This is a genomic window from Taibaiella koreensis (assembly GCF_003545715.1).
Lineage (GTDB): Bacteria > Bacteroidota > Bacteroidia > Chitinophagales > Chitinophagaceae > Taibaiella > Taibaiella koreensis.
Genome location: NZ_QVNU01000008.1, coordinates 57,261 through 75,223, shown reverse-complemented (window position 1 = coordinate 75,223; position 17,963 = coordinate 57,261). Strand labels below are relative to the sequence as shown.

The following is a 17,963-nucleotide window of genomic DNA, read 5'->3' as shown; positions in this document are numbered from 1 at the left end:
TTTGGCGTACCCGATCGTTATAGGGTGAACATTAAAATCAAAATAAAATGAAAGAGTTTGTGTTGATCTTCAGGCTGGCCGATATGGCCGATGCCCAACCCTCGCCCGAGCAGATCCAGGAAAGAATGAACTGGATGGCTGGCATCGCTGCGCAGAATAAGCTGGCCGACAAGGGCAATAGTCTGTCGCCGGTAAGCGCCAAAACGATAAGGCCCGGCGATGTGGTTTCCGATGGTCCCTTCACCGAGATCAAGGAATTCATTGCCGGCTATGTGATCGTAAAGACAGATACTATCGAAGAGGCCGTTGCACTGGCTAAAGCCAACCCGATCTTTAAGACCGGCGGCAGTATTGAAGTGAGGGAAGTACTCGTTCGTAAATAAGCGATGAGCGAGCCTTTGTTACCCCACCTGTTCCGGCAGGAGTATTCGAAAATGACGGCCGTGCTGTGCCGTCATTTCGGCTTGCAACATATAGAGATCGCGGAGGATATTGTCAGCGATACCTTTCTGAAAGCCGCTGAGACCTGGCCTTTGAACGGTATCCCGGAAAACCCGCCGGCATGGCTGTATACGGTAGCGAAGAACAGGGCCAAAGATGTGCTGAAGCGGCAGCATCTTTTTGAAGAACGTATCCGTCCGGCCATCGGGAGGGCAACCGCAGACAGTGAGGCCGAACCCGATTTTGAACCGCAGGCGATTGCCGATAGTCAGCTGGCTATGATCTTTGCCGTCTGCAATCCTGTCAATGCGCCGGAAGCCCAGATATGCCTGGCGCTGCAGATCCTTTGCGGATTCAGCCTGGAGGAGATTGCCAATGCTTTCCTGGTCCCCAGGGAGACTATCAAGAAACGCCTGCAAAGGGGCCGCGCTGCCCTGCGTGCCGATGATTTCCATATCGGTCCCCTGGATGAGCATACGATAAAGGCCAGAAGGCCAACTGTCATCAATACCCTGTATCTGTTGTTCAACGAGGGGTATCATTCCCGGTCAAACGACGGGTTGATCCGCAAAGAACTTTGTTCCGAAGCGATACGTCTTGCCCTGTTGCTTACCCAAAACGCACACACCGACAGCCCGGAAGCCAATGCATTGCTGGCCTTGTGCTGCTTCCAGGCTTCCCGTCTGGAAGCGCGTCATACAGCCGAAGGTGAAGTGGTACTCTTCGAAGACCAGGACCGGCAACAATGGGATCAGGAACTGATCCATAAAGGCAATTTTTTCCTGGTAAACGCCTGTAGCGGCAATACCTTGTCCCGTTATCACCTGGAAGCCGGCATTGCCTATTGGCACACCACTCCGGAGGGAACGAACAAATGGCGGTATATCCTGGACCTCTATAACCATTTGCTGCTGCTGGCTTATACACCGGCAGCAGCTCTCAACCGCACCTTTGCCCTGGCGCAGGTGCAGGGACGGCCAGCTGCGCTGGCAGAGGCGTTGAAGCTGGGCCTGGAACAGCTGGCCGATTACCATGCCCTGCTGGGTTATCTTTACACCGGCGCCGATACTGAACTGGCGCGGCAACATTATGGACAAGCCATTGCGCTGACAAGCACTTCTGCCGGCAGGCTGACCCTGCAAAAAGCCATAGATAATTTGTGACCGTTCCTGTAACACGGCTACCGGAGCGGCCATCCGGACGGTTCAATGGCTTTGACGTCAAGGTGAAGGAGGCTTGCAGTCCGTATTTTATCCTGCGGAACGTATCTTTACCCGCCAAGCCAACAATCTATGACCCTTAATGAAGTGATTGACCGTAATGCTGCCGATATTGCCTTTATCGCCGGTAACGGCATCAACCGTTTTCCCAACAATCCAAAGGCCATTTCCTGGGACGATCTGCTGCTGAAGCTGTGGAAACAGTTTGCCCCTGACCGCTTTACTAAAATACCCAAAGGGGTTACGCTTACCGAGTTCTACGATCTGCTCGATATCGCCAACAGCAATAAGCCCGGCATACCCTATGCCATACAAAAAGAAGCAGCCAGGCTCCTTTCCGGTTGGAGCTTTCTACCCCATCATGCTGCTTTCATCCGTAAAGCGCACCAGCTCGGCGCGCCTGTGCTCACGACCAATTTTGACCTCGTACTGCCGGAAACGATGAACCTGCGATTGTTACATACCAGCACCGACCACTTCACCGATTTTTATCCCTGGACCACTTACTACAGTGACCGCAGGCTGACATCCCCGGCACAAGGCTTTGGCATCTGGTATATCAATGGCTTCGTTCGTTACCCCCGCAGCATCCGGCTGGGACTGTCGCATTATATGGGTTCGGTAGAAAAAGCCAGGGCCTACCTGCATAAAGGTGGGGATGGACGGCTGTTTGGTGGCGAGTCGCCGGAGGATTGGCGGGGCGCGCATACCTGGTTGCATATCCTTTTTCACCGCTCGCTCTGCATTTTTGGCCTGGGATTGGAAGAGAACGAAGTATTCCTACGCTGGCTGCTGATCGAAAGAGCTAAATATTATAAAAAGTTCCCGGCGCGGAAAAAGAAAGGATGGTATGTGGCCCCCAGGCCGGAAAATCCCGATGACCGGGCCATGGGTAAAATGCAGTTCCTGCAGGGTATGGGTTTTGAATTGGTAGAGGTAGATCATTTTGAGCATATTTATGATATACCCTGGCGGTTATAATAAGGCAGTTATACAGCTTAATAACAGGCAAGAGTTGCTGATGGGGATAAAAAAATGAACCAATATTCATTTTTTACTTTTATTAACAGGCAAAAACCTGTAGTTTTACCTGAACAAACATCCCGTAACGGCCGGAATTGTCCTGTAACCTTAAAAGAAGCGCGCGCCGATCAGTATCATGCCTTATAAAGATCATTTCATTACCACCAACCGGATCAACCTTCACTACATCGAGTACGAGTGCTCTAAGAACAAACCTACACTGGTACTGCTGCACGGCCTCACCGCCAACGCCCATGCCTTCGACGGCCTGGTGTACCGCGGACTCGCCAACCATTTCCGCGTGATCGCACCCGATCTTCGTGGTCGTGGCCATAGCGACAAGCCCGCCTTCCACTACGGCTTAAAACATCATGCCAAAGACATTATAGGTCTACTGGATCATCTTGGTATCGAAAAAGCCCTGATCGGCGGCCACTCTTTTGGGGGTCTGCTGAGTGTATACCTGGCCAATTACTACCCCGAACGGGTGGAAAAAGTAATTATCCTGGATGCTGCGGCGGAAATGAATGCTAAAGTGCCTTTAATGCTGATGCCGGTGCTCAAACGGCTCGACAGGACCTTTCCTTCCTTTGAGCAGTACCTGGATTATGCCAAGGCAGCGCCTCAAAACAGTAACTGGGATGAGGTAATGACGACCTATTATCGCGCCGATGTCCGTACGCTTCCGGATGGCAGGGTGCGGCCTTACGCCAATCTTACAAAGATGATCAAAGTGTCGATAGGCGTAGCCAATCAGCCCTGGCGTTCCTTATTCAGCGAAGTAAGGCAACCCTCGCTGCTGATCAATGGCGCCGACATTTATAACCTTGGGGAACCCATATTACCCGATTTCAAAGCAAGGGAATCCGTATCCCTGATGCCCGACGGACGCTATGTGCGTGTGGACGGGAATCACCAGACCATGCTTTACGGTGCCGGCGCCGGCCAGATCGTGAATGCGATCAGTGGTTTCCTCAACGAATCATAATAGTTGATAAGCCCGCTGCGACGCTGTGGGGAAAGCAAATGCGGGCGCTCTATGAAGGTGTTCCAGTAAGTTTCTTTGCGCCTTTGTGGCAAATAAAGACAACGAGTGGTTTAAAATTGGTCAAATTTTCTAAAGCACATACATTAAATGCACCTGCGCGTAAGGGATAGTGGTAGCTATTCCGGCGAACGTTTTGTGCGTAGGGTGCGTGCCGTAGTAATGACGGATAGACGCTTTTATTTTGGGTAGGTGTAGGCGTAGTTGTAACGGGAAATTCTATGATCCTGTTGGGGACCTTAGAAGTGCCTGGTTCTGAATCCGCCTAATCAATCGCTACAGCAAGCCTGTTCGATACATTCTTTTCTTCCCGTTTCCTTATAGTTTTGTTGGTGATAATGTAGTGCTCTTTTTCCTTTTCGATGAGCTTATACCAGGCAATTGCAGGAATGGCCTTATTGGAATGTAATTCTAAACGGATGATAATGTTCTCACTGGGAGATCTATGATCGTTGATCAATTGGCTTAATTCTGTTTCGTCTATATTAATTTCCCGGGCAAACACTTTCCGTTTTTTGTTCAGCAGTTGGACATATGCTTTCAAGAAATAACTGAATTTAAGTTTGGGGTTAAACGCTCCGTTGCTCAGGTAATCTTCTAATCGAAACCTAAGTTGTAAAATATCGGATGTTAGCTTATCCTCTGCAGTTATTTCAGCCTGAACTTTAGCCCTTGCAGCTTTAAGCTGGTTACCAGCTTCTTTCTTTTGTGCGGGGCTTAGGATCGAGGGGTGTACATAGGCATCTGCCAATTCCTCGGATGTATACTTTACGCTTATTTTTTTTGTGTTCATAACAAATACTTTAAAATAATATCATTTAAGACTTTCCCTTCTAAAAACAATTGCCAACCCGCATCCAGCATTCCATATTTATCGATGTAATGTTTTTTTAACCTGGTTTTGGGTACTAATGATAAGCAAGCGTTTTTCCCATATCGTTTGACCGCAAGGCGGCCTGCATAGGCGATGAGATTGCCAGCTATACCTTCGTAGGTTTTATTTTCTCCCACATTCTCCAGGGAACATGCCAATAAGCTAATTTCAATCCTACTTTCACGAGGGAAGTCAATTAATGCCATTACCCCCAATATATCATCTTCGCCGGGAATTTGCAATTTGTATACCGCTACATTCGCATGGCCCTTGAAGGATTTCCACGAAAAATGATACCGCTTTTTGGTGAGTGCTTTGTAGTCTTCCTCCTCAACGGGTACTATTTTTACTTTCTGCTCTTCCCTGGTCTTTACTTTAATTAAAGCCATATGCGAATATACAATAATCTTTACAAATTTTGTAAAGTTTCTTTGTACGCTTTGGGTTAATTATTTAAACGTCGGTATATGGTCATATGCCCGGCAATGGTACATTAAAGTTGAGATCTGTTTTTAAACCCGGGTGCGCTGACTATAAAAAACGACGGAGCATGGTTTCTTTTTGTGCCGCCTTTTTGGGAGGACGAAGCAATTTTTCTCATGAGCACCATGACAGGTAATAAACATTATAAGAGAATAAAAGGAAGAGATATTGACACTCAATAAAAAGACAGGTAAAGCAAAGCGCCTCAACTAATGTTTTTCTATATCCGTATAGTCAGTTTATTCCAATTTACGTGCTATTGCACTACGACAGAAAACCAACCACCGGCGCTCAGGCGAGCCCCTCCCACCAATGTCTGCTGTGGTACTGTCCGTCGAGCGATATACGCTCACCGATCTGTGGGGTGATCACCTTTACCTTAAGGGTATCGGCACGTTTCAACACCCTCCTGATAGAATCGTCCCAGGGATGGGTTGCCAGGGCAAATTTACCCCAATGTACCGGGAAAAGCACCCTGGCATGCAGGTCCACGGCCGCTTGCGCCGTCTCCTCCGGCATCATGTGGATATGCGCCCAGTAAGGATTGTATTGCCCGTCTTCCAGGATGGCCAAATCGAAGGGACCGAAGCGCTCCCCGATCGCTTTGAAATGACTGTCATAGCCCGAATCGCCACCCAGGTAGAAGCGATAGTCGCCGGCTTCCAATACGAAGGAAGACCAGAGGGTCTGGTTGCGTTTGAATCCCCTGCCGGAAAAATGACGGGCTGGCGTTGCTGTAAAACGGGTCGTATCGTTGATCGCCGTCGTATCCCACCAGTCCAGTTCCCGGATCTTTGCTGCCGGAATGCCCCAGTACTCCAGGTGAGCGCCTACCCCCAGCGAGGTAACAACCGTACCTGCTTTGTCCTTCAGCTGTAGCAGGGTGCCATAATCCAGGTGATCGTAATGGTCGTGCGTAAGCAACAGGATATCGATCTGCGGCAGGTCGGCGACAGTAAAAACGCTAACGCCGGCAAAGGCTTTGGTACCGGCATATTGTACCGGCGAAGTCCTCTGGCTGAATACCGGGTCGACAAGGATATTCAGACCGTTCACCTGCAACAGGTAAGACGAATGGCCAAACCAGGTCAGCTGCGGCAGGGCCGGTACCGGCTGCTTCAGATCCGTTGTGATCACGGGTAGCGCTTCGGCCGGGCGTTTACGTTCATGTTTTCCAAAGAAAAAGTCCCGCATCACGGTAAGCATGCTCACGCCTTCTGTGAGCGGCGGCGTCAGCGATTGGTTGTGGAAGCTCCCGTTGCGGTATTGCGGCGAGTGGTGTATGCGTTCCAGGCGTTTGCCCGAAGGTAGTTTGCCAAAGGAGGCCTGCCGCATGAAAAGCATAGTAGCTATAACCGGCAGTACGAGGATCAGCAGGATCAATGTCAGCAACATGTTCATTCAATAAAAAGAAAACAGGCTGTCCCATTGGAGACAGCCTGCCGTAATTTATTTGTTGATGGCTGCAATACCCGGCAGCTCTTTACCTTCAAAAAATTCGAGCATGGCGCCGCCGCCGGTGGACACGTAGCTTACCTTATCGGCCAGCCCGAATTTGTTGACCGCCGCAACGCTGTCGCCACCGCCAACCAGGCTGTAGGCGCCCTGTTGTGTTGCTGCTACTACTGCATCGGCTATGGCTTTGGTGCCGGCCTGGAACTTTTCCATTTCAAATACACCCATAGGGCCATTCCAGAGAATAGTCTTCGATGCCTCGATCACTTTGCTGAAAGCGGCGATCGCTTTTTCTCCGATATCAAGGCCCATCCAGCCATCGGGGATCTGTTTGTTATCGGCGGTATCGGTATTGGCATCCGGTGCAAATTTATCGGCGATCACACTATCGGCCGGCAGGTGAATGTTTACCCCTTTATCTTTAGCTTTTGCCAGCAAAGCGTTAGCCATATCCAGGCGATCGTCTTCGCAAAGCGAGTTGCCGATCTGTCCGCCCTGTGCCTTAAAAAAGGTGTAAGCCATACCGCCGCCGATAATGATGTCTGTAGCCTTATCCAGCAGGTTCTCTATGATAATGATCTTATCCGATACTTTGGCGCCGCCGATGATGGCTGTAAACGGCTTTTCGTTGTTGTGCAGCACCTTTTCGCCGGCTTTAACCTCGGCCTCCATGAGCAGGCCGAACATTTTTTTGCCCGTGGGAAAGAATTGTGCGATCACTGCGGTAGACGCATGCGCCCGGTGAGCAGTGCCGAAGGCATCGTTGACATAAACATCACCCAGCTTAGCCAGCTTTTCGGAAAATGCCGCATCGCCTTTCTCTTCTTCCTTATGATAACGCAGGTTCTCAAGCAGTAGTACCTGTCCGGGCTGCAATGCAGCGGCCTTCTGTTCGACGTCTTCGCCAATGCAATCCGCGGCAAATTGCACTTCACGGTTCAAGGCTTTGGAGAGGTGATCCACAATACGGCTCAGCGAAAAATCTTCCTTCTTCAGCTCCGGTTTCTTTTCCATGTCCTTGATCGGGCGGCCCCAGTGGCTCATCAGGATCACGCTGCCGCCGTCCTGCAACACCTTATTGATAGTAGGCAACGCTGCGCGGATGCGGGTGTCGTCTGTAATTTTTCCTTCTTTGATCGGTACGTTGAAATCGACCCTGATCAATGCTTTCTGGTTGCTGAAGTCGTAGGCAGCGAATGGACTCATGTGCGTTATCTTTTTTTTATATTTTGGAAACAGGATGCAAAAGTAGCGAAAGGCGCCGAGATACAACAAGCAATGCTGCTTATGGCTCTCATCTTATACCGGATTGTTCCGGCAAGCCGGGAATTGGCTTACTTTTGACCGCAAATGATATACGGGATACTACCTTAAAATCGTTTTTGTCTTAAATTATCTTGATGCGCCACTCTCACTTTTTCCGTGCGGCCTTATTGCTACTACTTTTTTCGCCTGCAGCACTGCACGCCCAGGAACCCCAATACCCGGCCTATGATACCACTGCCGAAGAGCTGGCCGATATCCAGCGTGTGATCGATGCCACGCTGCCCGATGTAGAAGCGATGCTTAAGAAGAAGGGCTCATTCCTTCCTTTTGCTACCGTGATTCTTGCCAACGACAGTATAGCCGATATTGCCGTTAAAGACAGCGCCAAAGCGTATACGGCCGATGATCTGAAGGAAGAGCTGAGCATCGATGCGCTGAAAGGCGCATATAAAGCAGTGGTGATCTTCTCGGCCGGCCGTATCAATGATCCTTCCGATGGGAAAGAAACCAAAGCCGTGCTGGTATTTGCAGAGCATACCAATGACGACTTTGCCTATCTCTTCTATTATCCCTACAAAATCACAGCACGGAAAGAAGTCATTTTCGGAGAAAGTTTTGGTGACTTTGCGCCACAGGTCATGTTCAAGCCCTGACCTTCGCCTTGTGCACCCGGGCCGGAGCATTTAATGCTTATATTTGAAATCCTATCCGATTCAACCGATATATTTATGTCCAACATCAACCTGATTATTGAAGAACGTCCGAGGAATATCGGCAATTTTATGGTCGGCCGCCTGCTTCCCTTTAAGGATAAGCGTATGGTCGGCCCGTTTATTTTTATCGATCATATGGGCCCGGTCAGTATGAGCGAACGGGAAAATATGGATATCCCGCCGCATCCACATATCGGCCTGTCAACGCTTACGTATTTGTTTGAAGGCGCCATTATGCACCGCGACAGTCTTGGCACCGAGGTGGAGATCAAGCCAGGGCAAGTCAATTGGATGACCGCCGGCGCCGGCATCGTGCACAGCGAGCGCACACCGGAATACCTCCGGCATGCCGATAAGGTGCTGCACGGCCTGCAGATATGGGTAGCGCTCCCAAAAGATCATGAAGACATGGCCTGCTCCTTCTTTCATGCTGACGAAGAAGATCTGCCGCAATGGACAGAAGGAGACATCCGCTACCGGCTTATCGCAGGTAGCTATGGCGGCAAAACCACGCCGGTACCGGTGTACAGTCCGCTATACCTGCTTGAGATCAAAAGCGATACTGAACAGACCCTGCAGCTAGGCTCCCAGCTATACGGCGAAGCCGGGCTGTACATCCTCGAAGGCAGCGTGACAGGCGAAGGGCATGTTTTTGAGCCCAGACAGCTGTTGGTGGCCAAAGATGCCAAATTGTGCACCTTTACCATGGCGCCGGGCACCACCGTTTATATCTTCGGTGGAGAGCCCTTGCCCGAAGACCGCCTGATCTACTGGAACTTCGTGGCGACCGACCATGAACACATCAATAATGCTAAGGAAAAGTGGAAAGCGCAGGCCTTCGAGCCGGTACCGGGCGAAACGGATTTTGTACCCTTGCCACCCGAGCCTTCCAACCTGAAAATGAAATAAAATGGCTACGATCACATCAATTACGGGAAAAGACCACTACCGGACTGAGGTACGGACCAGCGCACACCAGCTTGTTGTGGACGAACCTTTGGGCTATGGCGGCAAAGCGTTGGGACCGGCACCGGATGAGCTGCTGGCTTCGGCGCTGGGCAGTTGTACCAGCATTACCTTGCGTATGTATGCCGACCGGAAAGGCTGGCCCCTGGAATCGGTCCAGACAACGGTAACCCTGAGCCGTGAGTCGGGGCGCACCGAAATGACAATGGATATTGTGCTGGACGGCCCGCTCGACCAGGAACAAAGGGAACGCCTGCTCGATATCGCACACAAGTGCCCGGTGCATGTAACCCTGAACCAGGCGGTAACGATCCATACCGTTTTAAAATAAACGGGATATTTCCTTTTTAATCAGAAATGTATATTTTAGCGGCCTAAAAGATCGTATTATTATGAAAAGAATGTTGCTTGCCGTTGCCGCTGTCATAGCCCTTTCTTCATGCTCGAAAACCTATACCTGCACCTGTACTTCGGTGATGCCCAATGGCACGGTAACAGATGTGAAGACCCAATCGCTCAACGGCACTAAAGATGGCAGTGAAGAAAAATGCAAGCAATTTGATAATGTCAGGGGCGATATTACCACCACCTGCCAGTTGAACTAAAATATTTTCATCGTCAGTTCTCCTATACAAGGAGCTGCCCTCATAGGGGACAGCTCCTTTATTTTTACGGCGCCGGCCAGATCGTAAACGCGATCAGCGGTTTTCTCAACGAATCATGATATGGGATAAGCTCGCAGTGGCACTGCAGTGCTGAAAAAAATAGCTTTAAATTCTTGCTTCCGGCCTAAATATACTATTGTCCTGATGCGGAACTTACGGGCGCCTGTGGAGAGAAGGATCCGGGGCGCTTTATCATAGCTCACGGTACAAAGGCACTTAGTTCTTTTTATGCCTGGGTATTGGTGTACCTAACCGGGTCTTTGTGACCTTTGCGTATCCCTTGGCGACCTTTGAAATACAAGGGCAGGATACTTTGTGTCAAAAACACATGTTGCAAGGCCAATGTCGTTTAGTTAAGAAACCAGGTATCTATAGCATTTCAAAATTTCGCCCCGCGAGGGCAATCTCTTAATTAGGGGGACAGCCTTTTTTAACGTATGCCAATATCCTTTCTCAACAGGAAGAGATCCTTCATTCGCAAGCTGCGCAAGCGATTCAGGATGACAATGGGGCATTTACGAAATCGGATACTACGCAAAAACATCACGCTGTCTTGCTGAGGTCTGCGCAGCAACCGAAGCATCTCAACACCTTCAAACAATTGAAGACAATGCCCTAAAAGGCGCAGATGGTCAAGGCCTATTGTTAGCTACCGGCATATCCCTTTAGCAGTAAAATACTTCTAAGCGACGCATTTCACGCTAATTCTTTGTGACCTTTGCGTACAACTTAGCGTCCTTCGCGGTTAACCACATGCCTTTTTCCTTAAATGCTTAACTAAACGACATTGTATTGCACAGCAGAAAAAGGACAACAAGACCGGCGTGAAATTCTCGGCCTGTCTACCTGAAATATCAGGCTATACTACGCCGTATTAATCCAGCCGTTTGATATCCAGAATGGTGATAGCGGGCGAAAACTGTTGCTCATGCTCCGGCTGCCGGTAGATCTCCTGCACCGTTTTCATACCCGATACTATCTTACCAAATACGGCATAGCCTTCGCCATCGGGATTATTCTCACCACCGTGATCGAAGCCCGGCTCATCTTTAAGGCAGATGAAGAATTCGGAGTTGGCCGTTCCGGGCGCATTGCGCGCCATCGATAAGGAACCGGTAACATGCCGCAGACCCGTTTTGCTGGTCGGTTCATGCGGAATAAGGGGCAGGCGTTGCGCCAGCGCCGGCTTCGCTTCCCAAAGTCCGCCCTGTACCAGGTGGCTATGGAGCGCACCGGTAACCTGGTTATCGTCGCTTAAGATCCGGTAAAATGAAGTATTACGGTAATAGCCCGAGTCCACGTTGCGCAGGAAAGCCGCTACTGTGGCCGGCGCTTTTTCGGGGTATAGCTCAGCCTCTATATTGCCAAACCGGGTTTCGATCACGACCCATGTACCGGTATGCGGCTTATGGTTATTGCAGCCGGAAAGTGCCTGGCAAAAGAGAAAAACACAGAAAAAGATGCCGGTGTACCGGGAAACAGGATGCCAATGTTTCATAGCGCAAAGATATTGCTTTTGTATCGCCGGTAGGACAATGGGGCGTTTACTGCTAGGTTAGCCCAGACCGTAAACACATCGCAGTTCATGCTGACATCTGCGGGCGCCATGGAAGCATCTAAATGAAGACATTGCCCAATAGGTGCAGCTGATAAAGGTCCGCTGTCAGTTAGCGGCATATACCTTTAGCGGGAGAAATAATTCTAATGAAGCAATGGCGCCAAATCTTTGCGTCAGCTTGGCGACCTCAGCGGTTAACCGCACGCCTTTCCCCTTTGCTTAATAACGACATCGGCTTTTTATATTGCATTTTAATCAGGACACCATTCAAAGCTATACCTGTATCGAGGACTGCGGCTTCCCATCGCATTAAATCGTTGCGAACCACAAATCATTTATAGAAAATAAATTACTTGGTAAAGTTGAATGCCATTCCAAAATATTTTCTAACAAAGAAGGGTTGATTGAATAATTTATATTGACTATCTGGATAAAGAAAACAAAGTTCTGTACGCCTATAAATACCAGTTGGCACGCTTTGCTTACTCGTCTTTTTATTTGGGTGTTACTACCTTTTTCTTTTTTGCTCCGCCAAAAAAGAAAGAAAAAAGGCGGCAAAAAAACAATGCTCCGCTGTTTTTTTGTGGCCAGCGCACCCGGGCTTAAAAACAGATGGCAACTTTAATGCAGCATTGCCGGGCGTAGGATCATAGATCAACATTTTAATAATTAACCCAAAGAATGTTTTCTTCATTGCTCCTGTTTTCGGCTGGTTTTCTATATCCGAATAGTCAGATAATTTTTATCGTTCCAGCTATTAACTTCAATAATGGCGTATTTTGAGCCTGCTTGTTGAAGAAAATTGTCAAGGCTATTAAAGTGTGAACTGTCCACGAAAACAATAGGCAATGTAACGTGAAACATCCCTACCCTTTTATTCCCGTTAAGAATGCTACCCCATAACTCACCGTCGTCGCAATCCCAATCGATAAAATCGCCATTTGTTTCTGCAAAAATCTTTATCATTTCAGGCATTTTCTTTAGTTGTATCGGAAACGAGTAAGCTTTTAAAAACACACCTGTTAAATCTTCTGTTTTGTTTTTTGACATGTCTGGTTCTTTATTATTCATCATAATGAACCGATAGCAGCATGAAATAAGGTACCTTCCTACCATTAATTTCATAGGGCTTCCACTGGGGGAATGCTTTAAAGGCGTTGATAAGCTCGATTCCAGAACCGGCCCCTAAGTCTCTGAATACAAGAATGTCAGACATTTTTCCAGCCGTATCTATTAAAAAGCCGGCCTGCACCTCGCCCTTAATCTCAGCTTCTTTCATATTACGTCTATAGTGAATCTTTTTCATCAGAAAGGACCTCAACTGCTCATTGCCACCAGGAAACGCGGGAAGCATGCGCGGTGAGTTCCTGGCATATTCAGCAGCAACCTTTGCCTTGCCAATATGAATAGGCCCGACACGGTCTTCCGGGGTGTCCTGTCCCATCTTTTCTACCGGGCACCTGAGAAAATCTTCTGTATACACCTTATCTGTGGCATTAATGGTTATATCTCTATCGATCAATATCCTGTCAAAAGCACCTGTCGTATCGGAACGTTGCAGGGAAGTATGCAGCTTCTGATCGCCGGACTGAACAGAGATCAAAATCGAATAATTCCCGGCACTATCATTTTGTACTTCGCCAACTTTCTGAAAGGATGAATTGGTAATGCTAAGCTTGACACCAGGTACAGGCTTTTGTGTTAGTGCATCGGAGATGTTTCCCTTAATGACTATAGTTCTACCTTGTCTTTCCGATTGTTGGAAATTACCTGTTGTTGTTTGACCGGATAATTTGCCGGAAGACAAAATAATCAGAAGGAGTAGCACTAAACCAGGTCTATGCATTTGTTGAGTCATCGTTTATTTTAATTGTGGCGTAAAAAATAATTAGAATACAATGCGCAAATTTAGGTTATCAGGCCTGGAACAAAACAATCCAATTGGATAAGTCCTTATTAAGGCCCCTTGTATAGCTATTGCTCGTTGCCGCCCCACTATACGGGTACATCCAAGTAGATGATGTGAATGTCTTTTAAACGCGGCCTGGCTGGCGTACGGTTGCTTTATTGCTGCGCTCTCCTGTTTGGCATGGCCCGAATGGTATCATTTGTGTCCTTTGAGACAAGGGTATCAAGTCCTAATTTTGCATTATGAATGCGACCCATAAGGAAAAAGGGGCTCAGAAAAAGCAGGTGGTCATCGTAGCCATGAGCAGCCGTCTGCTGATCCAGCTTGCGGGCCCGGCCGATGTATTCAGCTATGCCAACAGCGTTCTGCGGGGCAGGGCATCGGGTGGCGGATACGAGATCATTGTCGCAGCCCCTACCCCGGATAAAACAGTAAAAATGGAAACCGGGCTCGAGCTGCGCTGCCAGACAGCTGCAATGGAGATCGACTACCCTATCGATACCCTGATCATTGCCGGCAACGATTTCCGTGATATACAGACAGAAGCCTTGACCCCGTTTTACCAATGGCTTTCCACCATCAACGAACGGAATACCCGGCGCATAGCATCGGTATGCGGCGGCGCCTTTGCCCTGGCAAAGACAGGCCTGCTGGACGGACGCAATGCTACTACGCACTGGAACCTGGGCGAAAAGCTGCAGCGCCATTATCCCCAGGTACGGGTAAATGCCAATCCCTTTTACATCAATGACGGCCCTGTTTATACCGCTGCCGGTGTATCGTCGGGTATCGATCTGGCCCTGGCGCTGGTGGAAGAAGACTATGGAAAAGATATCGCCGTCGAAGTAGCCCGCCAGCTGGTGTTTTACCTGAGCCGGCCAGGCTTTCAGTCACAATTTGGCAGCTTGCTGCCTGCATACGAGCCTGCAGGCATCACTCATAGGCTGCAGGAATGGGTAAAAGAACGCCTGCACGAGCCCCTGGCTGTTGGCAGTATGGCGGAGCACCTACATATGAGCGTACGTAACCTTACGCGCGTATTCCGGAAAGAAGCCGGGATGCCACCGGCAAAATTCGTTGAAAAACTCCGGGTGGAAGCAGCCCGGAAGTTACTGGAAGATACGGATATGCCGTTGGAGCGTATCGCTGAGCTATGCGGCCTGGGCAGTCATGTCTCCATGCGAAGAACCTTTTTAAGGCACCTGATGACAACGCCATCCGATTATCGCAGGGCCTTTCGCACTGCCTTAAAGCACAAGACTGCTATGAGCGGCATGGCCTGAAGACCCTATGGGGCAACAGGACCTGTTAAAAGCTCCGTACAGCAACGGGAAGGGAACGAGCCCAACCGGCATTACCAGGGACTATAGCTACGCTGCAGGATTGCAGTGATGCGGCAAACATTGTAATATTTAACCCATAACGATATGAGAATTGGCATCAACGGCTTCGGCCGTATCGGCAGAATGATCTTCAGGGCCATGCAAAGCCACCCGGAAATTGAAGTGGTGGCCATCAACGACCTTGCAGATGCACCTATCCTGGCACATTTGCTGCAATACGACAGCGCGCATGGACGCTTCCCGGGTGAAGTGTCGGCAGCAGAAGGGATGTTGCTGGTCGACGGCAAACGCATACAGTTGCTGCGTGAGCGGGATCCGGCGCAACTGCCATGGCAATCCCTGCGCGTCGACCTCGTAGTAGAGGCAACAGGGCGGTTTACCGATAAGCAAGCTGCCGCAGGGCATATTCATGCCGGGGCGGGAAAAGTGCTGATCACCGCTCCGGCCACCGGTGGCGTAAAGACCATTGTGCATGGCGTCAACAATGAGCTTATAGGAGGCGATCTTATTTATTGTACAGCATCCTGTACTACCGGGGCCATTGCGCCTGTTCTTTCGGTGCTGGATAAAGAATTCGGCGTCGAATCGGGCTATATGGTTACCGTGCATGCCTTTACTGCCGATCAAAACCTGCAGGATGCGCCGCATAAGGATCTGCGTCGCGCCCGTGCCGCCTCGTATGCCATTATCCCCACCTCCACCGGCGCTGCCAAAGCGATAGGAGAAGTGCTGCCCCGGCTTAAAGGCAAGCTTGACGGTTGTTCCTACCGTGTACCGGTGATCGATGTGTCTATTGCCGATCTGTCGGTCAACCTGCTGCGGGAGGTATCTTCCGATGAGGTGAATCAAGTGCTGCAGCATTATGCCGGCACGTCGCTGAAGGGCATTATGGCCTATACCGAGGAGCAATTGGTATCGGCCGACCTGCTGGGCAATACGCACTCCTCGATCGTTGACGGAAGCCTGACAAAGGCCATCGGCAAGCTGGTCAAAGTTGCCGCCTGGTACGACAATGAAGTGGGCATATCCAATCGTATCGCCGAGCTGGTATCTTTGTTGTAGCATGTAGCGTGAGGCAACCATTTCCTGTTTTCTGTTCCCGGAAAAAACGGCACCCGGCTGTTTCAAAGATTTCCTATGCCGTTCAGTTGAAATGCTGACAGACCTGACACCTCGCTGATTGATCGCAGGCCCGGAGAACAATACGGCAAAGCCAATACGTTACAGCGACCGTCATCTTGCGATATCGACGGTCATCTTAAACGAAGCCGATGGTCACCCTGAGCGAAGTCGAAGGGTGAAAAGCGGACCATTTCTGACGCTGATGATTGCAGCAAACGTATAAGACCTCTGTAAGGCAAAAATGAATACTTTTTAGCGGCCCGATCGGGAATACTGCTGTAGCAGCGAAATCGTGTCAGCCTTCTTTCTTTTTCCGTTGCGTGCTGCAACCATGGCGGATATATATCCCTACGGCAACTTTAATGGTTTCCCTGCGTTATGACTACCTTTGCCAACCAACAAGCTTATTTATGACAACACGACCCGGTACAGACCGGATCCGGTATTGTTCCTTCAGGATATTGACGCTGCTTCCGTTTTTAGTTCTTATACTGCAGAAGAGCCATGGCCAGGTGCTGGCGCCTGTAGATACGGCGCAGCAGCAGGCGCTGCCGGAGCCGGTAAAACCGCAGGATAGTGCACTATATAAGCAGGTGGACGTAAGCGACCTGTTTCAGCTGGTGCTGCATCCCCGGCAAAAGAACAATGCCTCCCGCAAACGGTCGGGCATAACGGTAATTCCCAATATCGCCGCCAACCCCACTATCGGCTTTCAGGCGGGCGTAAAAGCGGTAGCCGGCAAAGTGCTGGGAGATAAGCCCAATACCTATATGTCTGTAGCCGCCACATCGGCTTCTGTTACCACCAAAGGCATCCTTTATTTCTATGTCAATCACAACATTTTTACGCCGGGTAACAAATGGAATATCCAGGGCAGCCTTGTTGCTTCGCGATCGGTTATTCCCGACTTCGGTTTAGGCATCGGCCATGATGACGGCAGTACAGGAAGCGACAGGATACTGACCAATCCGGACCGGAAGGCTTATGTATGGCATTCGGAGTACTATAAATTCTTTGAAAAGATCTATAAGGAAGTAAAGCATAACCTGTTCCTGGGAGCCGGTGTTCAGTTCGATATCAGGCGGAACATTACCAATGCCCGCGGCGATACCGGCCTCACCCCTTATCACATCTATAATACCAAGCATGGCTATGCCGACGATCACTACTTCGCCAATGGCTTTTTGCTCAATGCCGCCTATATTACCCGCGATAACCCTAACCGGGCGTATAAAGGTATCTATGCCGATGTGGGCATCCGCATCAACCAGACCTGGATCGGCAGTTCGAAGAACGCGCTGCAGGCCACTTTTGATTTCCGCAAATACTTCAGCTTATCGCAACGGACTCCCGAGCACGTGATCGCTTTCTGGGCCTGGGGTTCGGGCGTATTGGCCGGAACCGTACCTTATCTCGAGCTTCCCGGCACCGGCAGGGATCCCAGCTTTCGCAGCGGCCGGGGATATACCGCAGGCTATTTTAAAAGCACCCAGTTTTTCTACACCGAAACAGAATACCGTTTCCCGATCACCAGCAATAAGCTGTTGAGCGGCGTTGCCTTTGTCAATATGGAAACCGCCAACGATAAAGTAGCGACCCGCATCTTCGAGGTATGGCGGCCCGGCGCCGGCGGAGGGCTCAGGATCCTGTTCAACAAGGTGACCCGCACCACGCTATGCCTCGACTATGCCTTCGGAATGTATGGTTCTAAAGGCTTTTTCCTCAACCTGAATGAGACATTCTGATACCAATCGTTATACTGGTCAGACTTCGTTGCCCTTCGGGCCAAGCTCAAGGACCGGGGAATAATTGGTTTCCCGTATGCGGATGGTCCTTTCCGTTATCAGGGCGCCCGGGCGGGCTGTCCGCTGCTACGCCGC

At 49.8% G+C, this 17,963-nt stretch carries 19 protein-coding genes; 11 read left to right on the top strand and 8 right to left on the bottom strand.

Features of this window, described 5'->3' with window-relative positions; all coding sequences use genetic code 11:
* Window positions 1-47: 47 nt before the first annotated feature.
* The 4 genes from DZK30_RS22485 to DZK30_RS22470 all read left to right on the top strand — a co-directional run bounded on the left by DZK30_RS22485 (window position 48) and on the right by DZK30_RS22470 (window position 3,672).
* Window positions 48-383, top strand: coding sequence for a YciI family protein (locus DZK30_RS22485; RefSeq protein WP_118976441.1), 336 nt, complete (start codon window positions 48-50; stop codon window positions 381-383).
* A 3-nt stretch (window positions 384-386) separates the two neighbouring features.
* On the top strand, window positions 387-1,604 hold the full coding sequence (locus DZK30_RS22480) for an RNA polymerase sigma factor (RefSeq protein WP_162903348.1): 1,218 nt from the start codon (window positions 387-389) through the stop codon (window positions 1,602-1,604).
* A gap of 129 nt (window positions 1,605-1,733) precedes the next feature.
* Window positions 1,734-2,642, top strand: coding sequence for an SIR2 family protein (locus DZK30_RS22475; protein WP_118976439.1), 909 nt, complete (start codon window positions 1,734-1,736; stop codon window positions 2,640-2,642).
* A gap of 178 nt (window positions 2,643-2,820) precedes the next feature.
* Window positions 2,821-3,672, top strand: a complete 852-nt coding sequence (locus DZK30_RS22470) for an alpha/beta fold hydrolase (protein ID WP_118976438.1) — start codon at window positions 2,821-2,823, stop codon at window positions 3,670-3,672.
* A gap of 322 nt (window positions 3,673-3,994) precedes the next feature.
* On the opposite strand, the gene DZK30_RS22465 is transcribed toward DZK30_RS22470, so the two are convergent.
* The 4 genes from DZK30_RS22465 to DZK30_RS22450 form a co-directional block, all read right to left on the bottom strand.
* Window positions 3,995-4,522 (bottom strand): hypothetical protein, encoded by a 528-nt coding sequence (locus tag DZK30_RS22465; RefSeq protein ID WP_118976437.1) that lies wholly within the window; start codon window positions 4,520-4,522, stop codon window positions 3,995-3,997.
* Window positions 4,519-4,992: an N-acetyltransferase gene (locus tag DZK30_RS22460; RefSeq protein ID WP_118976436.1), complete on the bottom strand. Its 474-nt coding sequence runs from the start codon at window positions 4,990-4,992 to the stop codon at window positions 4,519-4,521. The genes DZK30_RS22465 and DZK30_RS22460 overlap by 4 nt, the downstream gene beginning before the upstream one ends.
* 385 nt (window positions 4,993-5,377) lie before the next feature.
* Complete coding sequence (locus DZK30_RS22455; protein WP_118976551.1) at window positions 5,378-6,481, bottom strand: MBL fold metallo-hydrolase; 1,104 nt, start codon at window positions 6,479-6,481, stop codon at window positions 5,378-5,380.
* A 54-nt stretch (window positions 6,482-6,535) separates the two neighbouring features.
* Entirely contained in the window at window positions 6,536-7,747 is a 1,212-nt protein-coding gene (locus DZK30_RS22450; protein WP_118976550.1) for a phosphoglycerate kinase, read from the bottom strand.
* Between the two features lie 194 nt (window positions 7,748-7,941).
* Here DZK30_RS22450 and DZK30_RS22445 point away from each other — a divergent pair, with 194 nt between their 5' ends.
* The 4 genes from DZK30_RS22445 (at window position 7,942) to DZK30_RS22430 (ending at window position 10,091) form a co-directional block, all read left to right on the top strand.
* Window positions 7,942-8,460 (top strand): hypothetical protein, encoded by a 519-nt coding sequence (locus DZK30_RS22445; RefSeq protein WP_162903347.1) that lies wholly within the window; start codon window positions 7,942-7,944, stop codon window positions 8,458-8,460.
* A gap of 75 nt (window positions 8,461-8,535) precedes the next feature.
* Window positions 8,536-9,429 carry a pirin family protein gene (locus tag DZK30_RS22440; protein WP_118976549.1) on the top strand — a complete coding sequence of 298 codons (894 nt, stop codon included), beginning with the start codon at window positions 8,536-8,538 and terminating at the stop codon, window positions 9,427-9,429.
* A gap of 1 nt (window position 9,430) precedes the next feature.
* Window positions 9,431-9,817 carry an OsmC family protein gene (locus DZK30_RS22435; RefSeq protein ID WP_118976434.1) on the top strand — a complete coding sequence of 129 codons (387 nt, stop codon included), beginning with the start codon at window positions 9,431-9,433 and terminating at the stop codon, window positions 9,815-9,817.
* Window positions 9,818-9,878: 61 nt separating this feature from the next.
* On the top strand, window positions 9,879-10,091 hold the full coding sequence (locus DZK30_RS22430) for a hypothetical protein (RefSeq protein WP_162903346.1): 213 nt from the start codon (window positions 9,879-9,881) through the stop codon (window positions 10,089-10,091).
* Window positions 10,092-11,025: 934 nt separating this feature from the next.
* Here DZK30_RS22430 and DZK30_RS22425 read toward each other — a convergent pair.
* The 4 genes from DZK30_RS22425 to DZK30_RS22415 all read right to left on the bottom strand — a co-directional run bounded on the left by DZK30_RS22425 (window position 11,026) and on the right by DZK30_RS22415 (window position 13,567).
* A complete protein-coding gene (locus DZK30_RS22425; RefSeq protein WP_118976432.1) occupies window positions 11,026-11,649 on the bottom strand; it encodes a peptidylprolyl isomerase in 624 nt (207 codons plus the stop codon).
* Window positions 11,650-12,217: 568 nt separating this feature from the next.
* A complete protein-coding gene (locus DZK30_RS26080; RefSeq protein WP_162903345.1) occupies window positions 12,218-12,403 on the bottom strand; it encodes a hypothetical protein in 186 nt (61 codons plus the stop codon).
* A gap of 23 nt (window positions 12,404-12,426) precedes the next feature.
* Entirely contained in the window at window positions 12,427-12,759 is a 333-nt protein-coding gene (locus DZK30_RS22420) for a hypothetical protein (RefSeq protein ID WP_205529539.1), read from the bottom strand.
* Between the two features lie 13 nt (window positions 12,760-12,772).
* A complete protein-coding gene (locus tag DZK30_RS22415) occupies window positions 12,773-13,567 on the bottom strand; it encodes a carboxypeptidase regulatory-like domain-containing protein (RefSeq protein ID WP_118976430.1) in 795 nt (264 codons plus the stop codon).
* 293 nt (window positions 13,568-13,860) lie between these two features.
* Between DZK30_RS22415 and DZK30_RS22410 the strand changes: the two genes are divergently transcribed.
* The 3 genes from DZK30_RS22410 to DZK30_RS22400 all read left to right on the top strand — a co-directional run bounded on the left by DZK30_RS22410 (window position 13,861) and on the right by DZK30_RS22400 (window position 17,828).
* Window positions 13,861-14,901: a GlxA family transcriptional regulator gene (locus DZK30_RS22410; RefSeq protein ID WP_118976429.1), complete on the top strand. Its 1,041-nt coding sequence runs from the start codon at window positions 13,861-13,863 to the stop codon at window positions 14,899-14,901.
* 144 nt (window positions 14,902-15,045) lie between these two features.
* Entirely contained in the window at window positions 15,046-16,023 is a 978-nt protein-coding gene (gap, locus tag DZK30_RS22405) for a type I glyceraldehyde-3-phosphate dehydrogenase (RefSeq protein ID WP_118976428.1), read from the top strand.
* 470 nt (window positions 16,024-16,493) lie between these two features.
* Window positions 16,494-17,828: a BamA/TamA family outer membrane protein gene (locus DZK30_RS22400; RefSeq protein ID WP_118976427.1), complete on the top strand. Its 1,335-nt coding sequence runs from the start codon at window positions 16,494-16,496 to the stop codon at window positions 17,826-17,828.
* Window positions 17,829-17,963: the final 135 nt, after the last annotated feature.

Excerpts from the sequence above, each read along its gene's own strand:
- DZK30_RS22485 (WP_118976441.1), top strand. The coding sequence starts at position 48 with ATGAAAGAGTTTGTGTTGATCTTCAGGCTGGCCGATATGGCCGATGCC.
- DZK30_RS22480 (WP_162903348.1), top strand. The coding sequence starts at position 387 with ATGAGCGAGCCTTTGTTACCCCACCTGTTCCGGCAGGAGTATTCGAAA.
- DZK30_RS22475 (WP_118976439.1), top strand. The coding sequence starts at position 1,734 with ATGACCCTTAATGAAGTGATTGACCGTAATGCTGCCGATATTGCCTTT.
- DZK30_RS22470 (WP_118976438.1), top strand. The coding sequence starts at position 2,821 with ATGCCTTATAAAGATCATTTCATTACCACCAACCGGATCAACCTTCAC.
- DZK30_RS22465 (WP_118976437.1), bottom strand. The coding sequence starts at position 4,522 with ATGAACACAAAAAAAATAAGCGTAAAGTATACATCCGAGGAATTGGCA.
- DZK30_RS22460 (WP_118976436.1), bottom strand. The coding sequence starts at position 4,992 with ATGGCTTTAATTAAAGTAAAGACCAGGGAAGAGCAGAAAGTAAAAATA.
- DZK30_RS22455 (WP_118976551.1), bottom strand. The coding sequence starts at position 6,481 with ATGTTGCTGACATTGATCCTGCTGATCCTCGTACTGCCGGTTATAGCT.
- DZK30_RS22450 (WP_118976550.1), bottom strand. The coding sequence starts at position 7,747 with ATGAGTCCATTCGCTGCCTACGACTTCAGCAACCAGAAAGCATTGATC.
- DZK30_RS22445 (WP_162903347.1), top strand. The coding sequence starts at position 7,942 with ATGCGCCACTCTCACTTTTTCCGTGCGGCCTTATTGCTACTACTTTTT.
- DZK30_RS22440 (WP_118976549.1), top strand. The coding sequence starts at position 8,536 with ATGTCCAACATCAACCTGATTATTGAAGAACGTCCGAGGAATATCGGC.
- DZK30_RS22435 (WP_118976434.1), top strand. The coding sequence starts at position 9,431 with ATGGCTACGATCACATCAATTACGGGAAAAGACCACTACCGGACTGAG.
- DZK30_RS22430 (WP_162903346.1), top strand. The coding sequence starts at position 9,879 with ATGAAAAGAATGTTGCTTGCCGTTGCCGCTGTCATAGCCCTTTCTTCA.
- DZK30_RS22425 (WP_118976432.1), bottom strand. The coding sequence starts at position 11,649 with ATGAAACATTGGCATCCTGTTTCCCGGTACACCGGCATCTTTTTCTGT.
- DZK30_RS26080 (WP_162903345.1), bottom strand. The coding sequence starts at position 12,403 with ATGAAGAAAACATTCTTTGGGTTAATTATTAAAATGTTGATCTATGAT.
- DZK30_RS22420 (WP_205529539.1), bottom strand. The coding sequence starts at position 12,759 with ATGTCAAAAAACAAAACAGAAGATTTAACAGGTGTGTTTTTAAAAGCT.
- DZK30_RS22415 (WP_118976430.1), bottom strand. The coding sequence starts at position 13,567 with ATGACTCAACAAATGCATAGACCTGGTTTAGTGCTACTCCTTCTGATT.
- DZK30_RS22410 (WP_118976429.1), top strand. The coding sequence starts at position 13,861 with ATGAATGCGACCCATAAGGAAAAAGGGGCTCAGAAAAAGCAGGTGGTC.
- gap (WP_118976428.1), top strand. The coding sequence starts at position 15,046 with ATGAGAATTGGCATCAACGGCTTCGGCCGTATCGGCAGAATGATCTTC.
- DZK30_RS22400 (WP_118976427.1), top strand. The coding sequence starts at position 16,494 with ATGACAACACGACCCGGTACAGACCGGATCCGGTATTGTTCCTTCAGG.